General features: G+C 44.8%; 20 protein-coding genes. 9 read left to right on the top strand and 11 right to left on the bottom strand.

The annotated features are described in order from the left end of the window. Nucleotides 1-7: 7 nt before the first annotated feature. Genes N773_RS0113415 through N773_RS0113465 form a run of 11 tightly spaced genes read right to left on the bottom strand, consistent with a single transcriptional unit; the run spans nt 8 to nt 6,730 of the window. Entirely contained in the window at nt 8-880 is an 873-nt protein-coding gene (locus N773_RS0113415) for a DegV family protein (RefSeq protein WP_024858261.1), read from the bottom strand. Further along, entirely contained in the window at nt 873-1,376 is a 504-nt protein-coding gene (locus N773_RS0113420; protein WP_024858262.1) for a hypothetical protein, read from the bottom strand. Before N773_RS0113420 ends, N773_RS0113415 begins: the two co-directional genes overlap by 8 nt. Before the next feature lie 37 nt (nt 1,377-1,413). Then, entirely contained in the window at nt 1,414-1,875 is a 462-nt protein-coding gene (locus tag N773_RS0113425; RefSeq protein WP_024858263.1) for a hypothetical protein, read from the bottom strand. A gap of 17 nt (nt 1,876-1,892) precedes the next feature. Then, nucleotides 1,893-2,423 (bottom strand): hypothetical protein, encoded by a 531-nt coding sequence (locus N773_RS0113430; protein ID WP_024858264.1) that lies wholly within the window; start codon nt 2,421-2,423, stop codon nt 1,893-1,895. Between the two features lie 21 nt (nt 2,424-2,444). Beyond that, a complete protein-coding gene (locus N773_RS0113435; RefSeq protein WP_024858265.1) occupies nt 2,445-2,936 on the bottom strand; it encodes a hypothetical protein in 492 nt (163 codons plus the stop codon). Nucleotides 2,937-2,971: 35 nt separating this feature from the next. Next, nucleotides 2,972-3,475 carry a hypothetical protein gene (locus N773_RS21340; protein ID WP_024858266.1) on the bottom strand — a complete coding sequence of 168 codons (504 nt, stop codon included), beginning with the start codon at nt 3,473-3,475 and terminating at the stop codon, nt 2,972-2,974. 32 nt (nt 3,476-3,507) lie between these two features. Further along, entirely contained in the window at nt 3,508-4,026 is a 519-nt protein-coding gene (locus tag N773_RS0113445) for a hypothetical protein (protein WP_024858267.1), read from the bottom strand. A 49-nt stretch (nt 4,027-4,075) separates the two neighbouring features. Next, on the bottom strand, nt 4,076-4,600 hold the full coding sequence (locus tag N773_RS0113450; protein ID WP_024858268.1) for a hypothetical protein: 525 nt from the start codon (nt 4,598-4,600) through the stop codon (nt 4,076-4,078). A gap of 30 nt (nt 4,601-4,630) precedes the next feature. Then, on the bottom strand, nt 4,631-5,212 hold the full coding sequence (locus tag N773_RS0113455) for a hypothetical protein (RefSeq protein ID WP_024858269.1): 582 nt from the start codon (nt 5,210-5,212) through the stop codon (nt 4,631-4,633). Nucleotides 5,213-5,249: 37 nt separating this feature from the next. Continuing rightward, nucleotides 5,250-5,873: a tRNA (cytidine(34)-2'-O)-methyltransferase gene (locus N773_RS20265; RefSeq protein ID WP_024858270.1), complete on the bottom strand. Its 624-nt coding sequence runs from the start codon at nt 5,871-5,873 to the stop codon at nt 5,250-5,252. Then, complete coding sequence (locus N773_RS0113465; protein WP_024858271.1) at nt 5,870-6,730, bottom strand: pyridoxamine kinase; 861 nt, start codon at nt 6,728-6,730, stop codon at nt 5,870-5,872. Before N773_RS0113465 ends, N773_RS20265 begins: the two co-directional genes overlap by 4 nt. Before the next feature lie 112 nt (nt 6,731-6,842). On the opposite strand from N773_RS0113465, the gene N773_RS0113470 reads away from it, so the two are divergent. The 9 genes from N773_RS0113470 (at nt 6,843) to N773_RS0113510 (ending at nt 18,031) form a co-directional block, all read left to right on the top strand. Further along, nucleotides 6,843-7,100, top strand: a complete 258-nt coding sequence (locus N773_RS0113470) for a hypothetical protein (RefSeq protein WP_155250900.1) — start codon at nt 6,843-6,845, stop codon at nt 7,098-7,100. A 305-nt stretch (nt 7,101-7,405) separates the two neighbouring features. Beyond that, the gene (locus N773_RS20270) at nt 7,406-8,656 is read left to right on the top strand and encodes a leucine-rich repeat protein (protein ID WP_024858273.1); all 1,251 of its coding nucleotides are present in this window, start codon (nt 7,406-7,408) and stop codon (nt 8,654-8,656) included. 548 nt (nt 8,657-9,204) lie between these two features. Beyond that, nucleotides 9,205-9,882, top strand: a complete 678-nt coding sequence (locus N773_RS0113480; RefSeq protein ID WP_024858274.1) for an ABC transporter ATP-binding protein — start codon at nt 9,205-9,207, stop codon at nt 9,880-9,882. Beyond that, nucleotides 9,875-10,810 carry an ATP-binding cassette domain-containing protein gene (locus N773_RS0113485; protein WP_347494482.1) on the top strand — a complete coding sequence of 312 codons (936 nt, stop codon included), beginning with the start codon at nt 9,875-9,877 and terminating at the stop codon, nt 10,808-10,810. The genes N773_RS0113480 and N773_RS0113485 overlap by 8 nt, the downstream gene beginning before the upstream one ends. 166 nt (nt 10,811-10,976) lie before the next feature. After that, nucleotides 10,977-13,874, top strand: a complete 2,898-nt coding sequence (locus N773_RS0113490) for an extracellular solute-binding protein (protein ID WP_242840390.1) — start codon at nt 10,977-10,979, stop codon at nt 13,872-13,874. Between the two features lie 20 nt (nt 13,875-13,894). Further along, nucleotides 13,895-14,830: a carbohydrate ABC transporter permease gene (locus tag N773_RS0113495; protein ID WP_024858277.1), complete on the top strand. Its 936-nt coding sequence runs from the start codon at nt 13,895-13,897 to the stop codon at nt 14,828-14,830. Between the two features lie 18 nt (nt 14,831-14,848). Then, the gene (locus N773_RS0113500) at nt 14,849-15,751 is read left to right on the top strand and encodes a carbohydrate ABC transporter permease (protein WP_024858278.1); all 903 of its coding nucleotides are present in this window, start codon (nt 14,849-14,851) and stop codon (nt 15,749-15,751) included. 48 nt (nt 15,752-15,799) lie between these two features. Continuing rightward, the gene (locus tag N773_RS0113505; RefSeq protein WP_024858279.1) at nt 15,800-17,398 is read left to right on the top strand and encodes a tetratricopeptide repeat protein; all 1,599 of its coding nucleotides are present in this window, start codon (nt 15,800-15,802) and stop codon (nt 17,396-17,398) included. A 3-nt stretch (nt 17,399-17,401) separates the two neighbouring features. After that, nucleotides 17,402-18,031, top strand: a complete 630-nt coding sequence (locus N773_RS0113510; RefSeq protein WP_024858280.1) for a Yip1 family protein — start codon at nt 17,402-17,404, stop codon at nt 18,029-18,031. The last annotated feature ends 8 nt before the right edge of the window (nt 18,032-18,039 follow it).

Consider the following 18,039-nt stretch of genomic DNA (forward strand, 5'->3'; position numbering starts at 1 on the left):
TGTTATATCACTTGTTCTGTGACTTGAATATCACACCGATGACCTTCGGACCTGCGTTTACCGCTATCTCCGAACCTATCTGATAGGTATCGGCAGGGGGATAGCCCAGCTTTTTGGTCATAGCCTGTATCATCTCGTCACGGACTTCGGTATCGTTGCCGTATACGACGCAGTAAGGTGTCTTGGGTATCTGTTCGCCTGCGGTGAGTTCGATTATCTTGGGGATAAGCGCCTTGTCGCCGCGTACTTTGGCTTCGGTGGTTATCTGGTTATGCTGAATTCGGGATACAGGGCGGAGACCCATTATCTCACCCACGAATGCAGCTGCCGCGGGGATACGTCCCGATTTCTTGGCATATTGCAGAGAATACATTCCGAAGAATATAACGCAGTTATCCACCCAATCGCGGATAAAGGATTCTATCTCGCTTACAGATGCGCCTTTCTGCGCTTTCTTGGCAGCTTCTACCACTGCATAGCCGTATCCGCCTGTGTAGCCCTTGCCATCGATATTGATGATATTGAACTTGCCCTTTGCTTCGGGTACTTCCTCATAAAACTGCTCAACTGCCATGACGGAATTGTTGTATGTGGCAGAACCCTTTGAGTTTATGCTGACATAGATAACATCGGTATAACCTGCGTTGTAAAGCTCCTTGTAATTCTCTGCGAATTCAAATGCAGTTATCTGCGATGTCAGGGGTATGCCGTCATACTCGTCCATCATTTTGTAGAACTTCTCGTTGTCGAAATCCACGCGGCTGGTGTAGCTTTTATCACCCATACTCATCTTGAAAGGTACTACGTGAATTTCGTACTTCTTTTCGTTCTCGGCTGAGATATCGCTCGCCGAATCTGTCATTATCTTTATTTTAGACATTTGGTTTTCCTCCTTGGTCTGTATTTATTTTATTATCTATGTATCGCTTTAATTGCGAGAACTTGCTGTTCTCAAACTCTTTTGTAAGATATGTGGTTTTTTTGGCTAACGCGTCATAGTCGATGTCCATTGCCGCACTGAATGTCAGCTTATTACTTCCTAGGTCAAAGCAGATAGTTTCTACCCATTTGGTGCCGTACCTTGTATCGTTATGCTCTCTCGTTATTTCCATGCTCCTGATATCGCTGTATTTTATAACATCGGTCTTTATAAATGCTTTTATAAATCTGACTTCCGTTTCCTGCGCCTCAAAGCTACATGGAACAAAACTGGATATCAATAGAAGCAATAGACATAACAATAACAGTATCCCGGAAACAACTGTTGCACCGTACCAAAACTTATTTAACGCTACAGTTAATATAATAACTACTAAAAAGGTCGGAAATATGAGCAAAAGCCCAGTATCCGAAGAATAAGTAAATTCTTCTTTCATACCATGTTCTCCTTTATACATCCTACATGAAAATAAATTATATGCGCTCTTTCAAGCCTATACGCTCGTCGATATAGTCTTTGAGTTCTGTCATACAGCCTTTGCCGCTGAAATCTCTCAGCTTTGTACAGAACACATACCGTTTTTCATGGGTCTGTATCACAAGTTCTTCAAAAGGGGTTACAAAAACTATCGACTTATCTACAAGTGTTCTGTACTCGCCGTAACTGACCTCCACAGACCTTATGTCGCGGTAGTCTATATGGGTCTTTCTGCCGAATATGCTGAAAGTGACCGAAGTCTCTCCCGCATCATAATAGCAGGGGATATTCAGATCTATGGCGATGAAACCTATGAGCGTCAGCAGCCACAGACCCATTGCAGCAACGCTGTCATATACGGCAGCCAGCACGAACCAGACCATTAATGGTATAAACAATATGACCGATACTACGGTCGTCCATCTGCCATTGCCTTTGAATTCATATTTTCTTTTCATGAGTTGTCATTCTTTCATTATATTTTTTCAGCACTCATGATCGGGATGCGCTCCTCGATGTAGTTTTTGAGGCGTGAGAACTTGCTGTTTGCCATGTCCTCGGCTGACACACCTGACGGTTCGGATGTGTCGTGCGGCGGGACAAGTATGCCCGCGAATGAATGGTCGCCGTCGTCACAGTGGAAAGTTATTATTTCAGTGACACCTGTATATGTGACAATTTGGTACTTCGTCTTTTTTTTCTTGAACGATCTTGTTTCGGTGCGCAGATCGATGCTTTTTATTGAGGAATAGGGTATCCGCTTCCTGAATATCCTGCTGAATGTGACAGCGTTGTCGTCAGCGGAAAAGCGCACACTGACTAAGATTCGTCCGATAAAGAATGCCAGCACGGAACCTGATATAAAAACTAATATCCAGAATATCCGTCTATCGAGATGGTCACCTTTCATGAATAAATATATCATCAGTCCAACTGCGGCAAAAAATATTAAACCTTCCGTGGCAGAGGTATCGTTGACAGTGTCATAGTCGTATTTTTCTTTCATTTTTTCATTTCCTTTCCTTTATCAGGTTGTCTTTATCATGTCCTCAATGTAAGTTTTCAGCTGAGAGAATTTGCTTTCATTGAAATCACGCTTTAGATCGCAGGGGTGACGTATCAGGTTTTTATAATTGATATCAAGCCTGCGGCGGTAAATATAGCGTTTACCATATTTTGTTTCTATGGTGAGTATTTCATTATAGTGATCCTTATCACCGCGTATCATCGCCGTTTGAAACTCTTGTTCAACTGATATTTCTGATATATCGCGGTATCTTATTCTGGTCTTCTTAAAGAATACCTTTATAAGCACCGAACGTTTTCGGGCGTGCATACTCACAGGTACAACTGACAGTATAATAAGCAGTACTATGTATACTGCTATGGATATAAGGATGATGCCTGCGTCTTCTTCCCGCAATCTCACGCCTGAATATGCCAGCAAGATCATGAGAACTATGCCGCCATAAAACAAAACGTAAAATAACGGACTCCTGTATTTATATTTTATCTTCATTTGTTGTTTCCTCTTTATATGTTATTTTTCTCTTTTTATATATTTATATAAATGCGCTCCTCGATGTAGTTTTTGAGGCGTGAGAACTTGCTGTTCTCAAACTGTGCGGTCATGCTTGCGGGGTCTTTGGCTACCTCGTCATAGTCGATATCCATCTGAGCTGAAAATACGTAGGTCTTTTCTTTTGCGTATATTGTCAGGGTCTCGACATAGCATCTCTGGATGCCCGATCTTGTTTTGAACTCGTTATTGCGACGTTCAATTTTCATATCTTTTATTTCACCGTATCTTATAACAGTTTTTCTGCCGAGATATGAGAACGTGACCTGTGTATCGTCGGCATCAAAGCTTGCTTTTGGCTCAGTTATATTGAAGGCTGCCATGGTAATCACAATCAGCGTAAATGCCAGTGCTGCACCTGCCGTCGATCTTGTTGCTACGCCAGCCAGAGCCGATATGAATAACATTACAATTGCAACTCCGCAGCCTATGGCTGTAGCTGTGTCATTTTCAAAGAAACGTGTATATTTTTCTCTCATTATGTTGTCACTCTTTCTTTCTATCTTTCTGTTTAGTCGATCTGCATGATCGGGATGCGCTCCTCGATGTAGGTTTGCAGTTTTGCGAACTCGCTGTTTTCAAATTGTTCCGGCAGATATGTGGGGTTCATGGCTATCTTGTCCTGATCCAGATCGAGTTTTCGGTAATAGACATATTCATTTTTATTGATATCGGTTATTTTAAGTATCTCACCATACCAGTTTTGTTCGCCGCGCTGTTTTGCCTTTCTGAATTCGTGCTCTAAACGTATACTCTCAATATCGGAATATCTTATAACGGTTTTCTTAAAAAGCACCTTGATATTCAGTGCGTTTTCGTCTGCAAAAATCTCTACAGGCAAATTTTTTAACAGTATATAGCAGGCGAGCACTATGACAGGATACATTATAATAACAACCGGTTTAAGCACGGATGATACTTCGTTATTTAGCGAGATTGTTAAACCTGCACCAAGAACAAGTGGTATAAACGCTAATAATAGGGTGATGATCGGAAGTAAATTGCTTCTGAAATTATAGTTGATTTTCATTTTGTTATCCTCCTTCATGGTGTTTATATCTGTCACCATGTATGTTTTGTCAGCTTTTCTTTTTTATGTCTTCTATGTATATTTTCAGCCGTGAAAAAGGGCTGTATGTCGTGTCATCGGGGGACACGATCTCGGAATTGTTCGACATTGTAATAGTTTTTTGCGATGGTTCTGATTTGCAGGCGAATGAGTGATCGCCGTTTTCACAGTGGAAAGTCAGTATCTCGATAAAATACGTGTGTCTGACTGTTCTGTTACCTTCGTCTTTCTTGTATATTCTTTTTTCGAGTCGCAGATCTATGCTTTTTATGGAAGAATACGCTATCTTCTTTCCGAAAAATCTTCTGAATGTGACAGCTGTCTCATCGGCTGTAAAGTGCATAGGGACTAAGAGGCGTGCGAGCCAGCAGATCAGCGCGGAACCCGCTATAGAAGTTAATATCCAGAATGTTCGGGGTTCAAGATCGCTGTGTTTTATTATTGAAAAGCATAGCAGTATTATACCGCCAAATAATAATATACCGTCCAGGGTACCGATCTCTTTGACGGATTCATATTCGTATTTTTCTTTCATTTTGTTATCCTCCTTCATGGTGTATATATCTTATCTGTCACCATGTATATTTTGTAAGTTTATTCTTAGCCTTTTCTCAAATTTCATTTGTTCCTCGATGTAGCGTTTGAGACGTGAGAACTCGCTTTTTTCAAACTGTTTCTCCAGATATGCGGGGTTCTTGGCTACCTTGTTTTGATCAAGTTCGATTTTTTTGTGATATACATATTTCTTTTTGTTGATATCAGTTATTGTCAGTATCTCATTGTAAAAATCATCTTCGCCACGTATTTCTGCCTTTTTGAACTCGTGATCTAGACTTATACTTTCAATATCGGAATAGCTTATAATGGTTTCTCGAAAAGGCATCGTGACTGACAGCTCGTCTGAATCTGCGATCATCTCTACCGGTATTTTAATTTTACAGAAAATCACACTGGAGAGAATAAATATAACAAAGGTTAAAAGAAATAACATAGACAATATTAGTTCTGATTTAGTGGGGCTTTTATTATATGGATTAGATGAAAACTTTAACATCATAGCTATTGTTGTCAATCCAACCATAACCATTAATTCCACAAAAATAATAGTCGAAATTAAATTGCTCCTGTATTTATATTTGATTTTCATTTTGTTATCCTCCTTCATGGTGTTTATATCTTATTTGTCACCATGTATATTTTGTAAGTTTGCCTTCTCTGCCGAGGTCGGGGTAATCCCACTGGCGGAGTACCTCGTAGGTGGCTATTGCCACGGAGTTGGACAGGTTGAGACTTCTCAGTGTGTTGCGCATTGGTATGCGGACACATTCGTCGGGGTGGGCGTAGAGGAGTTCTTCGGGGAGACCTGCATCTTCTCTGCCGAATATTATGTATACGGGCTTGTCTTCGGGATAGCGGGCCTCGGAATGTACCTGCCTGCCTTTTGTGGTGAAGAAGAAGTATGCGCCGTCGTTCTTCTCAAAAAATTCTTCTATACTATTATAATAGTATATATCCAGTTTGTCCCAGTAATCAAGACCTGCGCGTTTGAGTTTTTTGTCGTCTATCTCAAAGCCGAAAGGTCTTACCATGTGCAGTGCTGCGCCTGTTACGGCACAGGTGCGGGAGATATTGCCTGTGTTCTGGGGGATACGGGGTTCTACGAGGACTATGTTCAGTCGGTGAGTGCGGTCCTGCGAACTTTGCTGTTCTTTCTGGGGAAGCTGCTGTTCTTTATCACACAGGCTTTCCCGCCCCCCCGCCCGCAGGGAATACGACCTTGAACTGTCAAAAATTTCCACATTACTCATAGCACAGAATACCCGTCAAGCTGCTGATAGCTTGTGAGCCAGGGCAGCTGGCTTTCAAGCATAAGACCCTCTGTCCAGGGCTGCTGGTAGCTGTATGTAACCTTGACATTCAGCTCGGCGAATGCTGTTGCGCGGTTCATGGCGATGGGGAGACTGTCGCCTTTAAGGAGCGAACCTATGAGTACGCTGGCGAATATATCACCCGTGCCCGAATAGTGCGCACCGCGGACGTAGTCGTTTCGTATCTTCCAGAAGCTGTTGGTATCCCTGTCGTATCCGATGGTATGCATACCGCCGCCTGCAAGGTTCACGCTGGTGATGACCACAGTGCGCTCACCCTGTCCCGACAGCCTTACCAGCCATGATTTTGCATCGCTGCTGCCAAGGGGCATTGATGGATATTCTTCACCGAGAAGTATAGCCGCTTCGGTGATGTTGGGGGTGATTATGTCAGCTACTTCAACAAGTTCACCCATGCGCTTGCAAAGTTCGCCTGTGTAGGTGGCGTAGCTTTTGCCGTCATCGCCCATAACGGGATCGACGACTTTAAGTGCATCGGGGTAAGCGGAGAAGAATTCAAGGCAGTGATCTATCTGTTCGGCAGAAGCCAGGAAACCGCTGTATATGCAGTCAAAATGCGTGTTCATGCGCTTGTAGTGCTCCAGTGCGGGGTGAATGAAATCCGTGAGATCGCGGATAACGAATTCACTGTAACCTGTGTGTGCGGAAAGTACCGCCGTCGGCACAGGACAAACCTGCACACCCATTGCGGAAAGTGTTGGTATTATAACTGTCAGCGAACATCTGCCAAGACCTGACAGATCCTGTATTGCGGCAACTCTTTTGCAGCCATTCATTTTACTGATCCCTCTTTATAAAAATATTATTCAAATTATTATAGCACGGTTTCAGCGATTTTGCAAGAGGGGATAAAAAGTTAACAGTTGGTATACTTTGGTATGTGTTGGTATGCTTTGGAAGGAGTTCGTAGATGCTGATGTATCTGTGAAAGGTAACAATGAGGTTTGTGTCGGTCAAACACACAGCGATAACTATTCCGCTGAAAACACCATAGAGATACACCATTCCAGATTAGATCTAAAATCGACCCAAAATTATGCGATGTGCTATAAAAATATCGTACTCGAAGACAGCTACATCGAGAACCCTGTGGGCGGATATACTGCCGCACACTATATCTGCACAAGCGAAAGCAACGACCGTTAAGATCAAAAAGATATTTTCCGGACCCAAAAAGGGCGATATAAGCGGCAACGGAAAGATCACTATTTCAGACCTCACAAGGATCGCGGCACACGTAAAGGAATAATATGCAGATACACAAGCCGAACCGCTATGGTTCGGCTTTTTGATGCGCAATTATCGTGTCATCGTATTATGTTTTTAGCATTTTATGACTAGTTATTTGTTTAAAAGTAAAGTATACTGTTAAATAATATTACTATTGATTATCTGCAGACAAAATATAGTGATAGGTATAATTAACTGAGAAAATGAAAGAGAGTGGTTTTATGAAAATGAAAAGAGTTGCGACGGGTCTTTGTGCGCTTATGATGGTATTTGGCGGAGCTGTATGCCCTGCTGCCCCGATAGTTTCGAGTGTCGCTGTTACCGCAAGTGCGGCGACATACGGAGATTACGAATACATAGTATTCGGTGACAACACCGTGGAGATAACTGCGTATAACGGCGGTGCGTCAAATCTGAGCGTGCCTTCTTCCATAGGCGGCAAGACTGTAGTCAGCATAGGCGAGGAAGCCTTTGACGGCAATCATTCAATAATGAGTGTTACTCTGCCCTCCACGATAAAGAGCATAGGTACCTGTGCATTTTTCAATTGCGGCAATCTGAAGAGCATAAACCTGCCCAACGGTCTGAAGGAGATACAAAATGAGGCTTTCGAGAACTGTGTGTCACTGACTGCAATAGCTATGCCTAACAGTGTTACTTCACTGGGAAGCAATGCTTTCGGCGGATGTACAGCCCTCAGCAACCTCACGATAAGCAGCGGTCTTAAGGTGATACCAGACTATGCTTTTGACGAGTGCGCTTCACTCAGGACTGTTACTGTGCCTTACGGCGTGAAAGAATTAGGTGTTCACGCATTTGCTAAGTGCAAGTCACTTGAAAGCATATCACTGCCTTCCACACTAACCAAGATAGGCGGAAACGCTTTTTACCTCTGTGCCAGATTAAAGGGCATTTCTCTGCCTGACGGCATCACCGAGATAGAATCCAATACTTTCATTGATTGTGTTGGTCTTGCAAGTGTAAAGTTCCCTTCAAAGCTGAAAGAGATAGGTCTCGACGCTTTCCTTGGATGCATAAGTCTTACTAACGTACAGTTCCCAAGCGGTCTGCAAACTATTTGGTATGATGCTTTTTATGGCTGTACCGCTATGGGTACTGTAACTATCCCGAAGAGCGTTACAAAGATCAGTCCCGATGCGCTGGGATTTTATGATAACGGCAAGATAAAGGGTTTCAAGATGAGAGTATACAAGGGTTCTGCGGCAGAGCAGTATGCAAAGGAGAACGGACTGTCTTATGAGGTGATAGCTTCAACAAGTACTTCCAAGGGCGATATTAACGGTGACGGCAAGCTGAACGTGAGCGACCTGACAGCTTTAGCTGCCCACGTAAAGGGCAAAAGGCTCCTCAAAAACACCTCAAAGGCAGATGTTAACGGGGACGGAAAAGTTAATATCTCGGACGTTTCAAGTCTGGCTGCGGCTATCAAGGGCAAGAAAAAGCTCAAATAACACGTAAAACAGGATAATAAGCATGGACCGGGCTGTCGGATAGACAGTCCGGTTTTTGTGTATTTAAATTTATGAAATTTGGACTAAATTAACACGATAATTTTGTGCATAACAGAGTTTGAAAATCTATTGTGATTTTACACAAAGATTTTTGGAAAATTATTGTGAATTGCAAATATGTAATCGATACAACAATGCAAAAATTGCGAATGAATGACGCAAAATGCATAAAAATTGCGGTGGGCGATTGTGCAGTACGGCGAAAGCTGAATTATAGCTTAAATTTAAGGTTGCGTAAACGTTTTCTGCCGCTTGACAAATTGTCGGTTAATTGTTATAATAAATGATAGTAAAGTATGCCATTTTGGCTAATTTCGATAAATCGTGTGGCATAGTGCACTTCACTTAACTAATATTTTTGAACACATTGTACAGCAAATACTGTATATTGTATGGATAAAAATTAATATATCACAAGATGTGAAAAATGCACAAATCAACAATAATAATTGATCTGTACAAAAGCTGCGGAAGGGAGGGAGAGCCCCATGGACGTAATACTCAGGACAGAGGAGCTTTACCGTGACTTCAAGATCGGCGATGGCAGTATAGTTTCTGCTTTGAAAAATGTCAATATCGAGATAGAAAAAGGCAAGCTTACCGTGCTGAGAGGACGCTCGGGAAGCGGCAAAACTACGCTGATAAATATCCTCGGGGCACTTGACCGACCTACCAAGGGCAGGGTGCTGTTCGATGGTAAGGATATCACAAGGCTTTCCGAGGGCGCAAGAGATAATTTGCGCAGGTACGATATGGCTTTCGTTTTCCAGTCGGTTGCGCTGATGTCGGGAATGACGGCGCTTGAAAATGTGAACTTCGGGCTCAGGCTTGCGAAATACCCTTACGATAAGCGGGACGCACGTGCAAGAGAATGTCTTGCGGCGGTGGGGCTTGAAAAGAGAATGAGCCACAGACCCGGCGAGATGTCGGGCGGTGAACAGCAGAGAGTTGCGATAGCAAGGGCGATAGCCCACGAACCTCGGCTGATATTCGCTGATGAGCCCACGGCGGAACTTGATACCAATACTGCCCTGCATATAGTCAAGCTTTTCAAAGAGCTGGTGGCTAAGCAGAACATGACGATAATCATGACGACCCACGATCCAAGCATGATGGACGTGGCAGATAAGGTGTATACATTGGAGGACGGTGAGATAGTTGAGTGATGATACTATTATAAAGTCAGCCGATGAGGAATACATGATCAGATGTGAGAATCTGGTAAAGATATATAAAACTTCCGATGTGGAAGCGGTGGCATTGCAGGGGCTTGACCTGGATGTGAAAAAAGGTGAGCTTATGGCTATCGTGGGCAATTCGGGCAGCGGCAAATCTACGCTGCTGAATATGCTGGGGGGACTTGACAGACCCTCGGCGGGAAGCCTGACGGTAGACGGCAAGGATCTGCTGAAATTCACGGATAAGGACTACATGGAGTACAAGCGGGATACCGTGGGCTTCGTGTGGCAGAACAATGCGAGAAACCTTGTGCCTTACCTGACAGCGGTGCAGAATGTGGAACTTCCCATGCTGCTGAAAGGCAGAAAGGGCAGGCGTGAAAGAGCGCTGGAGCTTCTTAAAAAGGTAGGGCTGGAAAAGCGGAAAAACAGCAGGCTCGATCAGATGTCGGGCGGCGAACAGCAGAGAGTGGCTATAGCTATAGCTATGGCGAACGACCCGAAGCTGCTGCTGGCGGACGAACCTACGGGTTCGGTTGATACAAAGACCTCTGCGATGATACTTGATATATTCAAGGAGCTGAACAGGAGCGAGGGAGTCACAGTTGTGATAGTGACCCATGACCTGAAGCTTGCAGACCATATCGACAGAGTTGTGGCGATAAGGGACGGCAGGACGAGCTCGGAGATAATAAGAAAAAAATCGTACAGGGAGGACCTTGACGAGATGGGCGAGGTCATCACGAAAGAGGAAGAAGCTTCACATGAGGAGCTGGCTGTACTGGACAGGTCTGGCAGATTACAGCTTCCTAAGGATTATATGCAGTCGCTGGGAATAAAGGGCGGCGGCAAGGTCAGGGTGGAACTTGACGAAGAACGGGGCGGGATAATTCTTTTCCCCTCGGAAGACAGTTAGTATATTCGGTCTGATTTACAGACTAAGGATAGATGGGATCTCTTTACAGTTTAAATGACTATGCGTCGGTGCAGTGAGGATCTCAGGTTTTTTCACAGCATTATTTATAGAAAGGGTGGATCTAATAGTGAAAAACACAATGTTTAGGCGTGTTGTTTGCTCTGCTTTGGCGCTATCTCTGAGTGTCAGCTGCTTTGTTCCGACGGCTTTTGCAGAAACAGACAACTCTCTAGGCACCGCCGATGAAAGCTCGGAGGCTTTGACAGGCACAGACAGTATCCGTCAGAACTCTTACAGCAAGTATCTGAAAAAATATGAGGATACCGCGAGACCTACGATCGATGAGATCGTTATAAAGGGTTCGGATTATTTGCCTGACTCGGTGAGTGCAGATCTTTCCAAGGGCGCCGAAACGAGCTTTGAGGGCGTGGATGATGTATTTATCTGGTCTAATCAGCAGGGTTCGGTATCCTATGAGGTGGAGATACCTCAGGATGGCAGATACAATCTGAAAATGTCATACTACGCTCTTCCGGGAACGACAAATGATATCGAATTCTCTCTGCTTATCGATGGCGAGAGCCCTTACGGTACGGCTCAGCGTATAACACTCGATAAAGTGTGGGTGAATGACGGTGATATCGGTGAGGACGCTAAGGGCAATGATATGCGTCCCGGACAGATAGAATATCCCACATGGCAGATGGATAAGCCTCTGGCAGATGTTGACGGTCTGTACAACGAGCCTTTGCAGTTCTATATGACAGCAGGCAAGCACGTGCTTACCCTTGATTCGGACAAAGCACAGTTCGTGATAGGCGATATAAAGGTATACAATTATGAAGAACCCAAGGCGTACAGCGCTCCTTCAGCTTCAGAGATAGGCCAGTCTTCGGGACAGAAGATAGTGCTGGAGGGCGAAACTGCCAGCTTCAAGTCTTCAAGAACACTGTATCCTACTTCGGATAAGACATCTTATATGACTTCAAGCACCAAGGATTACAGCCCCACCAAGACAAGGTACAACACCATCGGCGGCGGCGGAAACTGGAACCAATCAACACAGGCTGTCACCTGGGAAGTCAATGTTTCTCAGGCAGGATACTATAAAATAGGTATATTCAGCAGACAGGATCAGATGAGAGGTATGTACTCCAACAGAAGGCTGTACATAAACGGCGTGGTTCCCAACAAGGAATCGGAGCAGGTGAAGTTCTTCTACGATACCGACTGGAATGTTGTTTCACCTTCGTGCGACGGCGACCCCATGTACTACTTCTTTGAAGCCGGTGCAAACACCATCACCCTGGAAGCTGTTCCAGGTGAGATAGGCGAGATAATGGGCGAGCTTGATGATGTCGTTTTCGATATCAACAGCTATTATCGCCAGATAAGACAGATCACAGGTCCTTCTCCTGATGAGTACAACAACTACATGATAGATGTTGCTATACCGACTATCATCGATGATTTCAAAAATAATGCCGCACTCCTCAGAGAGGAGAAGGAAAAGATCGAGAAGCTTTCGGGTTCGGGCGGAACAGAAGCCGAAACTCTTGAAAAAATGGCGATAATACTTGACAAATGTGTGAAGAAGCCTGATATAATCCCCGAGATGATGGGACAGATCAAGGATAACGTAACTGCAGTATCGACCTTTATCAATACTTACAGAATGCAGCCCCTTGAAGTTGATAAGATAGAGCTTTGCTCGGATAATGTGGATTTCTCCGACTGTGAGCAGACATTCTTCGGAACTGTCGGACATGGTTTCCAGTCCTTTATAGGCTCTTTCTTTGAGGATTACAACTCTCTTTCAAACGATGAAGATTCCTCTGCACAGGAGTGCTGGGTAACTCTCGGCCGTGATAATGCGGTAGTTATCAAGGAACTCATCGACAGTGACTACAATGCCAATTCTGATAACAAGATAAACCTCAAGCTGGTACAGGGCGGTATTACTGAGGCTACGTTCTCGGGCAAGGGTCCTGATATGGCACTCTTCCTGGGCGGTGACTACCCCATTCAGCTGGCGGTAAGAGATACGCTAGTTGATCTGACAGAGTTCAGTGACTATGAAGAAGTCACGAAGCGGTTCGCACCTGATATCATGACACTGTACACCTATGACGGCGGCGTTTACGGCCTGCCTTGTACACAGAATTTCCCGATGCTGTTCTACAGATCGGATATTCTGGAACAGTACGATATCGACCCCGATACCGATCTGGCGACATGGGACAGCATAATCAACTGCCTGCCCACTCTCCAGAGAAACTACCTTGAAGTAGGTCTGAGACTTCCCGCTACTGCTACTGCGGGTGTTACGATGGTCTCCGCCGTTACAGAAAACGGAAGCACCTTCGCTATGATGCTGCTGCAGCAGGGTCTGAACTACTACAATGAAGATCAGACCAAGACCACATTCAGTGAGCAGCCTGCTATCGAAGCTTTTGATACCTGGACAAAGTTCTATACCACATACAGCTTCCAGCAGCAGTACGATGCGTTCACAAGATTCAGACAGGGCGATATGCCTGTTCTGGTAAATGACTATTCGTTCTATAATCAGCTGACAGCTGCCGCTCCCGAAATCAAGGGCTGCTGGAGCTTCAGAGCAGTACCCGGAACCAAGGACGAAAACGGCAATATAAACCATACTGCCAACTCTGAGAGCACCGGCTGCGTTATCTTCAACAAGGCTCCCGACAAGGATGCTGCATGGGACTTCATCAAGTGGTTCACAAGCACAGAGACTCAGACCAAGTATGGCAACAACATCGAATCCGTACTCGGACCTATGGGACGTTACTCCACTGCTAACCAGGAAGCACTGAGAGGTCTTTCATGGACCACCAAGGAAGCAGATCTGCTTCTCGATCAGATGAACACTCAGGTCGAGATACCGATAATCCCCGCTTCCTACGGCGTTACAAGAAACGTTATGAACGCTTTCAGAAAAGTTGTTAACGAAAACGAAAATGCAAGAGATACCCTGTTCTGGTACAACAAGGATATCAATGACGAGATCACACGTAAGCGTGCAGATCTCGGATTAGACTAAGGAAAGGAGAGTGCTGTGTTATGGCAAGAAATACTGACGGCCCTATTAAAAAACAGGGCAAATGGGCTTATACCTGGCACATGGTAAAAGTCAACAAAGGCTGCTATATCATGCTCATCCCTTTCATGATATTCTTTATCACCTTTACGGTAGTACCTGTTATAATGTCACTGCCTATGGGCTTTACAAACTTCAATATGATACAGATGCCCAAATGGGTAGGCCTTTCAAACTTCTATACACTGTTCGTAAATGACGACGTGTTCCTTATTGCAATAAGAAATACTCTGATATTCGCAATATTCACAGGACCTTTCTCCTATGTTCTCAGCTTCCTTATAGCGTGGCTGATAAACGAGATGAATCCGTTCCTGAAAACATTCTTTACATTCGTATTCTATGCACCTTCCATGACAACATCGGTGTATGTTACATGGCAGCTGATACTTTCGGGTGACTCCTACGGCTACCTGAACGCTGTACTGATGGATCTTGGCATATTGAAATCCCCTGCACAGTGGATAACCGATACCAAGTACATACTTACAGTCGTTATCATCGTTCAGCTGTGGATGTCCATGGGTGCAGGCTTCCTTGCGATACGTGCAGGCTTCCAGAACATAGATAAGTCCATGTACGAGGCTGGCGCTATCGAGGGCATCAAGAACAGATGGCAGGAGCTTTTCAAGATCACTATCCCCTCTATGGGACCTCAGCTCCTGTTCGCAGCTGTTATGCAGATATCCACTTCGTTCACAGTTGGTATGGTAGGTCAGAATCTGGTAGGTCTGCCTTCCACCGACTACGCTGCACATACCATAATGAACCACGCTACCGACTACGGCTGGGTACGTTATGAGATGGGCTATTCGTCAGCGATATGTTTCGTGCTCTTCGCGGCGATGCTTCTTGCCAATAAGGGTGTCAACTGGATACTCGGCAAGTATCTTGACTAAAAGGGGGGAATATTCCAAATGGCTGGAAGAAAGAAAAAGAAGCAGTCTATCGAGACGCTCAAAGTTTCAGATAAGAAAAAGTCTATCAACGGCTCAAGAGCGGGCGATGTCTGCATATTCATATTTTTGGTGCTTCTGGGTGCATTCATGGTATTCCCGCTGTACTACTCGGTGATACAGTCGTTAAAGCCCGTTGAGGAACTGTTCGTGTTCCCGCCGAAGCTTTACGTCATAAATCCCACGGGAAGGAACTTCTCGGATATGTTCAGAGTTGCGGCTAACTCATGGCAGGTGCCGCTTTCCAGATATATCTTCAACAGCTTCTTCATAACCATCGTTATCTGCGGTGCGAACCTGTTTGTTTGCTGCTGTGCGGCATTCGTGCTTTCAAAGTGCCGTTTTCCCGGTGATAAGTTCATCAACCAGGTCATCGTACTTGCACTGCTGTTTGCTTCAAACGCAACATGGATCATGCAGTTCATGGTAATGTCTAAGTTGGGAATTATCGATAGCTATTTGGCACTGATACTCCCAAGTATCTCCACATCCATCGGTCTGTACCTGATGAGACAGTCAATGTCCACGATACACGATGCGATGGTCGAAGCTGCAAAGGTGGACGGCGCAAGTCTGTTCAGGATATGCTGGCAGATCGTCGTTCCCAACTCAAAGCCCGCACTGATGACCCTGATAATTTTCGCATTCCAGGGCGCATGGAATATGCAGGGCGGCGCTCTGATATATTCGGAAGAACTCAAAACACTACCTACTGTTGTACAGCAGATCTCCGCAGCAGGTCTTGCCCGTCAGGGCGTTACCTTCGCTTCGAGCGTTGTACTTCTCATTCCTCCGCTGGCGGTATTCCTGGTTGCACAGGGCAACGTAATGGAGACCATGGCGAATTCCGGTATGAAGGATTAACAGGTATCCGACATGAGAACTAGAAAAGGAAAAAGGTGATAAGTAGTGTTGAGAATAAAAAATTCTTTTAAAAAGATTCTCTGCGCAGGACTGGCTGCCGTCGCTGCAATGTCGATGACGCTGAATGCCTACGCTGCAGAACCCTACAAGTCCTATATATACGATTTCTGGGGCGACCCGATACCTTCGCAGAATGCTTACCGTATCGATAAGACCGTTACCGGATTTGATATGGGACTAGACAGGCTTTCGGATCCCGCAGATCCGCTGTTCATCGGTGAAAAGGCTTCCGCAAGGCTTGCAAATTCAAAGGATATGTTCTTTGATCCCGAGCTGAAACAGTTCTGGGTGGCAGATACAGATAATAACCGTATCCTCAGACTTGATGAAAAGCTGAAGCTGGTAGGCGCTTATACAGGCGCTTCCGACGGCAAAAATTTCAAAGCTCCCTCGGGAGTATATGTAAAGAGAAGCGTATTGGACGGCAAGCTTTACATATACATTGCAGACTATGAAAATTCAAGAATTGTCAAGGCTTCGGTAGAATCCAATACAGAACTCGAACTTGTGAAGGAATATACAAGACCCGAGACCGATCTTTATACCGTTGAGACTTTCAACCCCTCAAAGGTAGTAGCAGATAAGGCTGAAAACGTATATGCGGTTTGTACCTCTGTTAACCAGGGTGCGGTCCAGTTCACAAAGTCAGGCAAGTTCCAGGGATACTTCGGTGCCAACAGAGTTGAGGTAACGGCTGCCGTTATCGCACAGAAGCTCTGGAGAAAGTTTGCTTCAAACGAGCAGATATCCGGTATGACAAGAAATGTACCTGTTGAGTATGCTAACTTCGATATTGATGACGGCGGTTTCATATACACCGTTACCGAAGCTGCTAACGCTACTACGGACGCTGTAAAGAAGCTGAACCCCGCAGGCTACAATATCTGGAACAACTCTACCGGTGATACCTACATCTTCGGTGATATGGCTTCGGAGTACGATGCTACTGCGAACCAGACTTATTCCACCAGACTTACGGATATATGCATATCCGACAACGGTCTGATAAATGTACTGGACTTCTCCACAGGACGTGTGTTCCAGTACGACAGAAATGCTGAACTTCTTTGTATCTTCGGTACAAAGAACTCTACCAACGATCAGCGCGGAAGCTTCTCGAATCCCAACGCGGTAGAAGCTTACAACAATAACATCTATGTACTTGACGGCTCAAAGAACGATATAACCATCTACTCCGAGACCACATTCGGATCTCTGATGCATGAGGCGATCGAACTTTACGATCAGGGCAGATATTCCGAGGCAAAGCCTATCTGGGAGAACGTTCTCGCAAGAGACGGTGGCTATCCTATGGCATATATGGGTCTCGGCAAGGCAGCACTGAACGAGGGAGAGTACCAGAAGGCTCTGGATTATTTTGAGACAGCTTATGCTCAGAAATCTTATGACAGAGCATTCAAGTACGCAAGAAACGAGTTCATTGAGGAAAACTTCAATATTATCGTTACAGTTTTAGTTGTGCTGATAGTATGGCTGATAGTACTTTCCAAGCTGCACAAGAGAAAGATCTATATCGTCAAGGGCAAGCTCGGAAAATTATTCAAAAAACAAAAGGAGGGAAGATAAGTCATGTATGAATTTACACCCATGGGCTGGTTAAAGCACTGTATCTTCCACCCTGTTGAAGGCTTTGAGGATCTCAGATGGAAGAAGCAGGGATCTATAAGGATATCCGCTGTGATAGTATTCTTCCTTTTCGTTGCAATGGTGGCCGACAGACAGCTGACAGGCTTCCAGTTCAACGGCAACTACGTAAAGATCTTCAATGTCGTTCCGCTGATAGTTCAGTCGGTGGTATACTACATTACATGGTGCATCGGCAACTGGTCGATATGCACACTGCTGGAGGGCGAGGGTACTTTCAGAAAGATCTGTATCTACTCCGCTTACTCTTTGGTACCTTATATAGTATGCACACTTATACGAGTACTTCTCTCAAACTTCCTGGTACAGGAAGAGGCCATCTGGATCGCGGCGCTGTACTATCTGGGATTAGGCTGGTCAATAGTGCTTATGATACAGGCAATGAGAGCCTGCCATCAGTATTCCTTCGGCAAGACCCTCATTTCCATGCTGCTGACAGTAGCAGCTATGCTGCTGATACTGTTCCTGGCAATACTTCTGCTCTCTCTGTTCCAGCAGGTTTACGTATTCATCTATCAGATCTACACTGAGATCGCGTATAGGATCCGAGGCTAATTAGAAAC

The organism is Ruminococcus albus AD2013, assembly GCF_000526775.1.
GTDB classification, from domain to species: domain Bacteria; phylum Bacillota; class Clostridia; order Oscillospirales; family Ruminococcaceae; genus Hominimerdicola; species Hominimerdicola alba_A.

Bases quoted from the DNA above. Each gene is read 5' to 3' on its own strand.
- N773_RS0113415 (WP_024858261.1), bottom strand. From the start codon at position 880: ATGTCTAAAATAAAGATAATGACAGATTCGGCGAGCGATATCTCAGCC.
- N773_RS0113420 (WP_024858262.1), bottom strand. From the start codon at position 1,376: ATGAAAGAAGAATTTACTTATTCTTCGGATACTGGGCTTTTGCTCATA.
- N773_RS0113425 (WP_024858263.1), bottom strand. From the start codon at position 1,875: ATGAAAAGAAAATATGAATTCAAAGGCAATGGCAGATGGACGACCGTA.
- N773_RS0113430 (WP_024858264.1), bottom strand. From the start codon at position 2,423: ATGAAAGAAAAATACGACTATGACACTGTCAACGATACCTCTGCCACG.
- N773_RS0113435 (WP_024858265.1), bottom strand. From the start codon at position 2,936: ATGAAGATAAAATATAAATACAGGAGTCCGTTATTTTACGTTTTGTTT.
- N773_RS21340 (WP_024858266.1), bottom strand. From the start codon at position 3,475: ATGAGAGAAAAATATACACGTTTCTTTGAAAATGACACAGCTACAGCC.
- N773_RS0113445 (WP_024858267.1), bottom strand. From the start codon at position 4,026: ATGAAAATCAACTATAATTTCAGAAGCAATTTACTTCCGATCATCACC.
- N773_RS0113450 (WP_024858268.1), bottom strand. From the start codon at position 4,600: ATGAAAGAAAAATACGAATATGAATCCGTCAAAGAGATCGGTACCCTG.
- N773_RS0113455 (WP_024858269.1), bottom strand. From the start codon at position 5,212: ATGAAAATCAAATATAAATACAGGAGCAATTTAATTTCGACTATTATT.
- N773_RS20265 (WP_024858270.1), bottom strand. From the start codon at position 5,873: ATGAGTAATGTGGAAATTTTTGACAGTTCAAGGTCGTATTCCCTGCGG.
- N773_RS0113465 (WP_024858271.1), bottom strand. From the start codon at position 6,730: ATGAATGGCTGCAAAAGAGTTGCCGCAATACAGGATCTGTCAGGTCTT.
- N773_RS0113470 (WP_155250900.1), top strand. From the start codon at position 6,843: ATGCTTTGGAAGGAGTTCGTAGATGCTGATGTATCTGTGAAAGGTAAC.
- N773_RS20270 (WP_024858273.1), top strand. From the start codon at position 7,406: ATGAAAATGAAAAGAGTTGCGACGGGTCTTTGTGCGCTTATGATGGTA.
- N773_RS0113480 (WP_024858274.1), top strand. From the start codon at position 9,205: ATGGACGTAATACTCAGGACAGAGGAGCTTTACCGTGACTTCAAGATC.
- N773_RS0113495 (WP_024858277.1), top strand. From the start codon at position 13,895: ATGGCAAGAAATACTGACGGCCCTATTAAAAAACAGGGCAAATGGGCT.
- N773_RS0113500 (WP_024858278.1), top strand. From the start codon at position 14,849: ATGGCTGGAAGAAAGAAAAAGAAGCAGTCTATCGAGACGCTCAAAGTT.
- N773_RS0113510 (WP_024858280.1), top strand. From the start codon at position 17,402: ATGTATGAATTTACACCCATGGGCTGGTTAAAGCACTGTATCTTCCAC.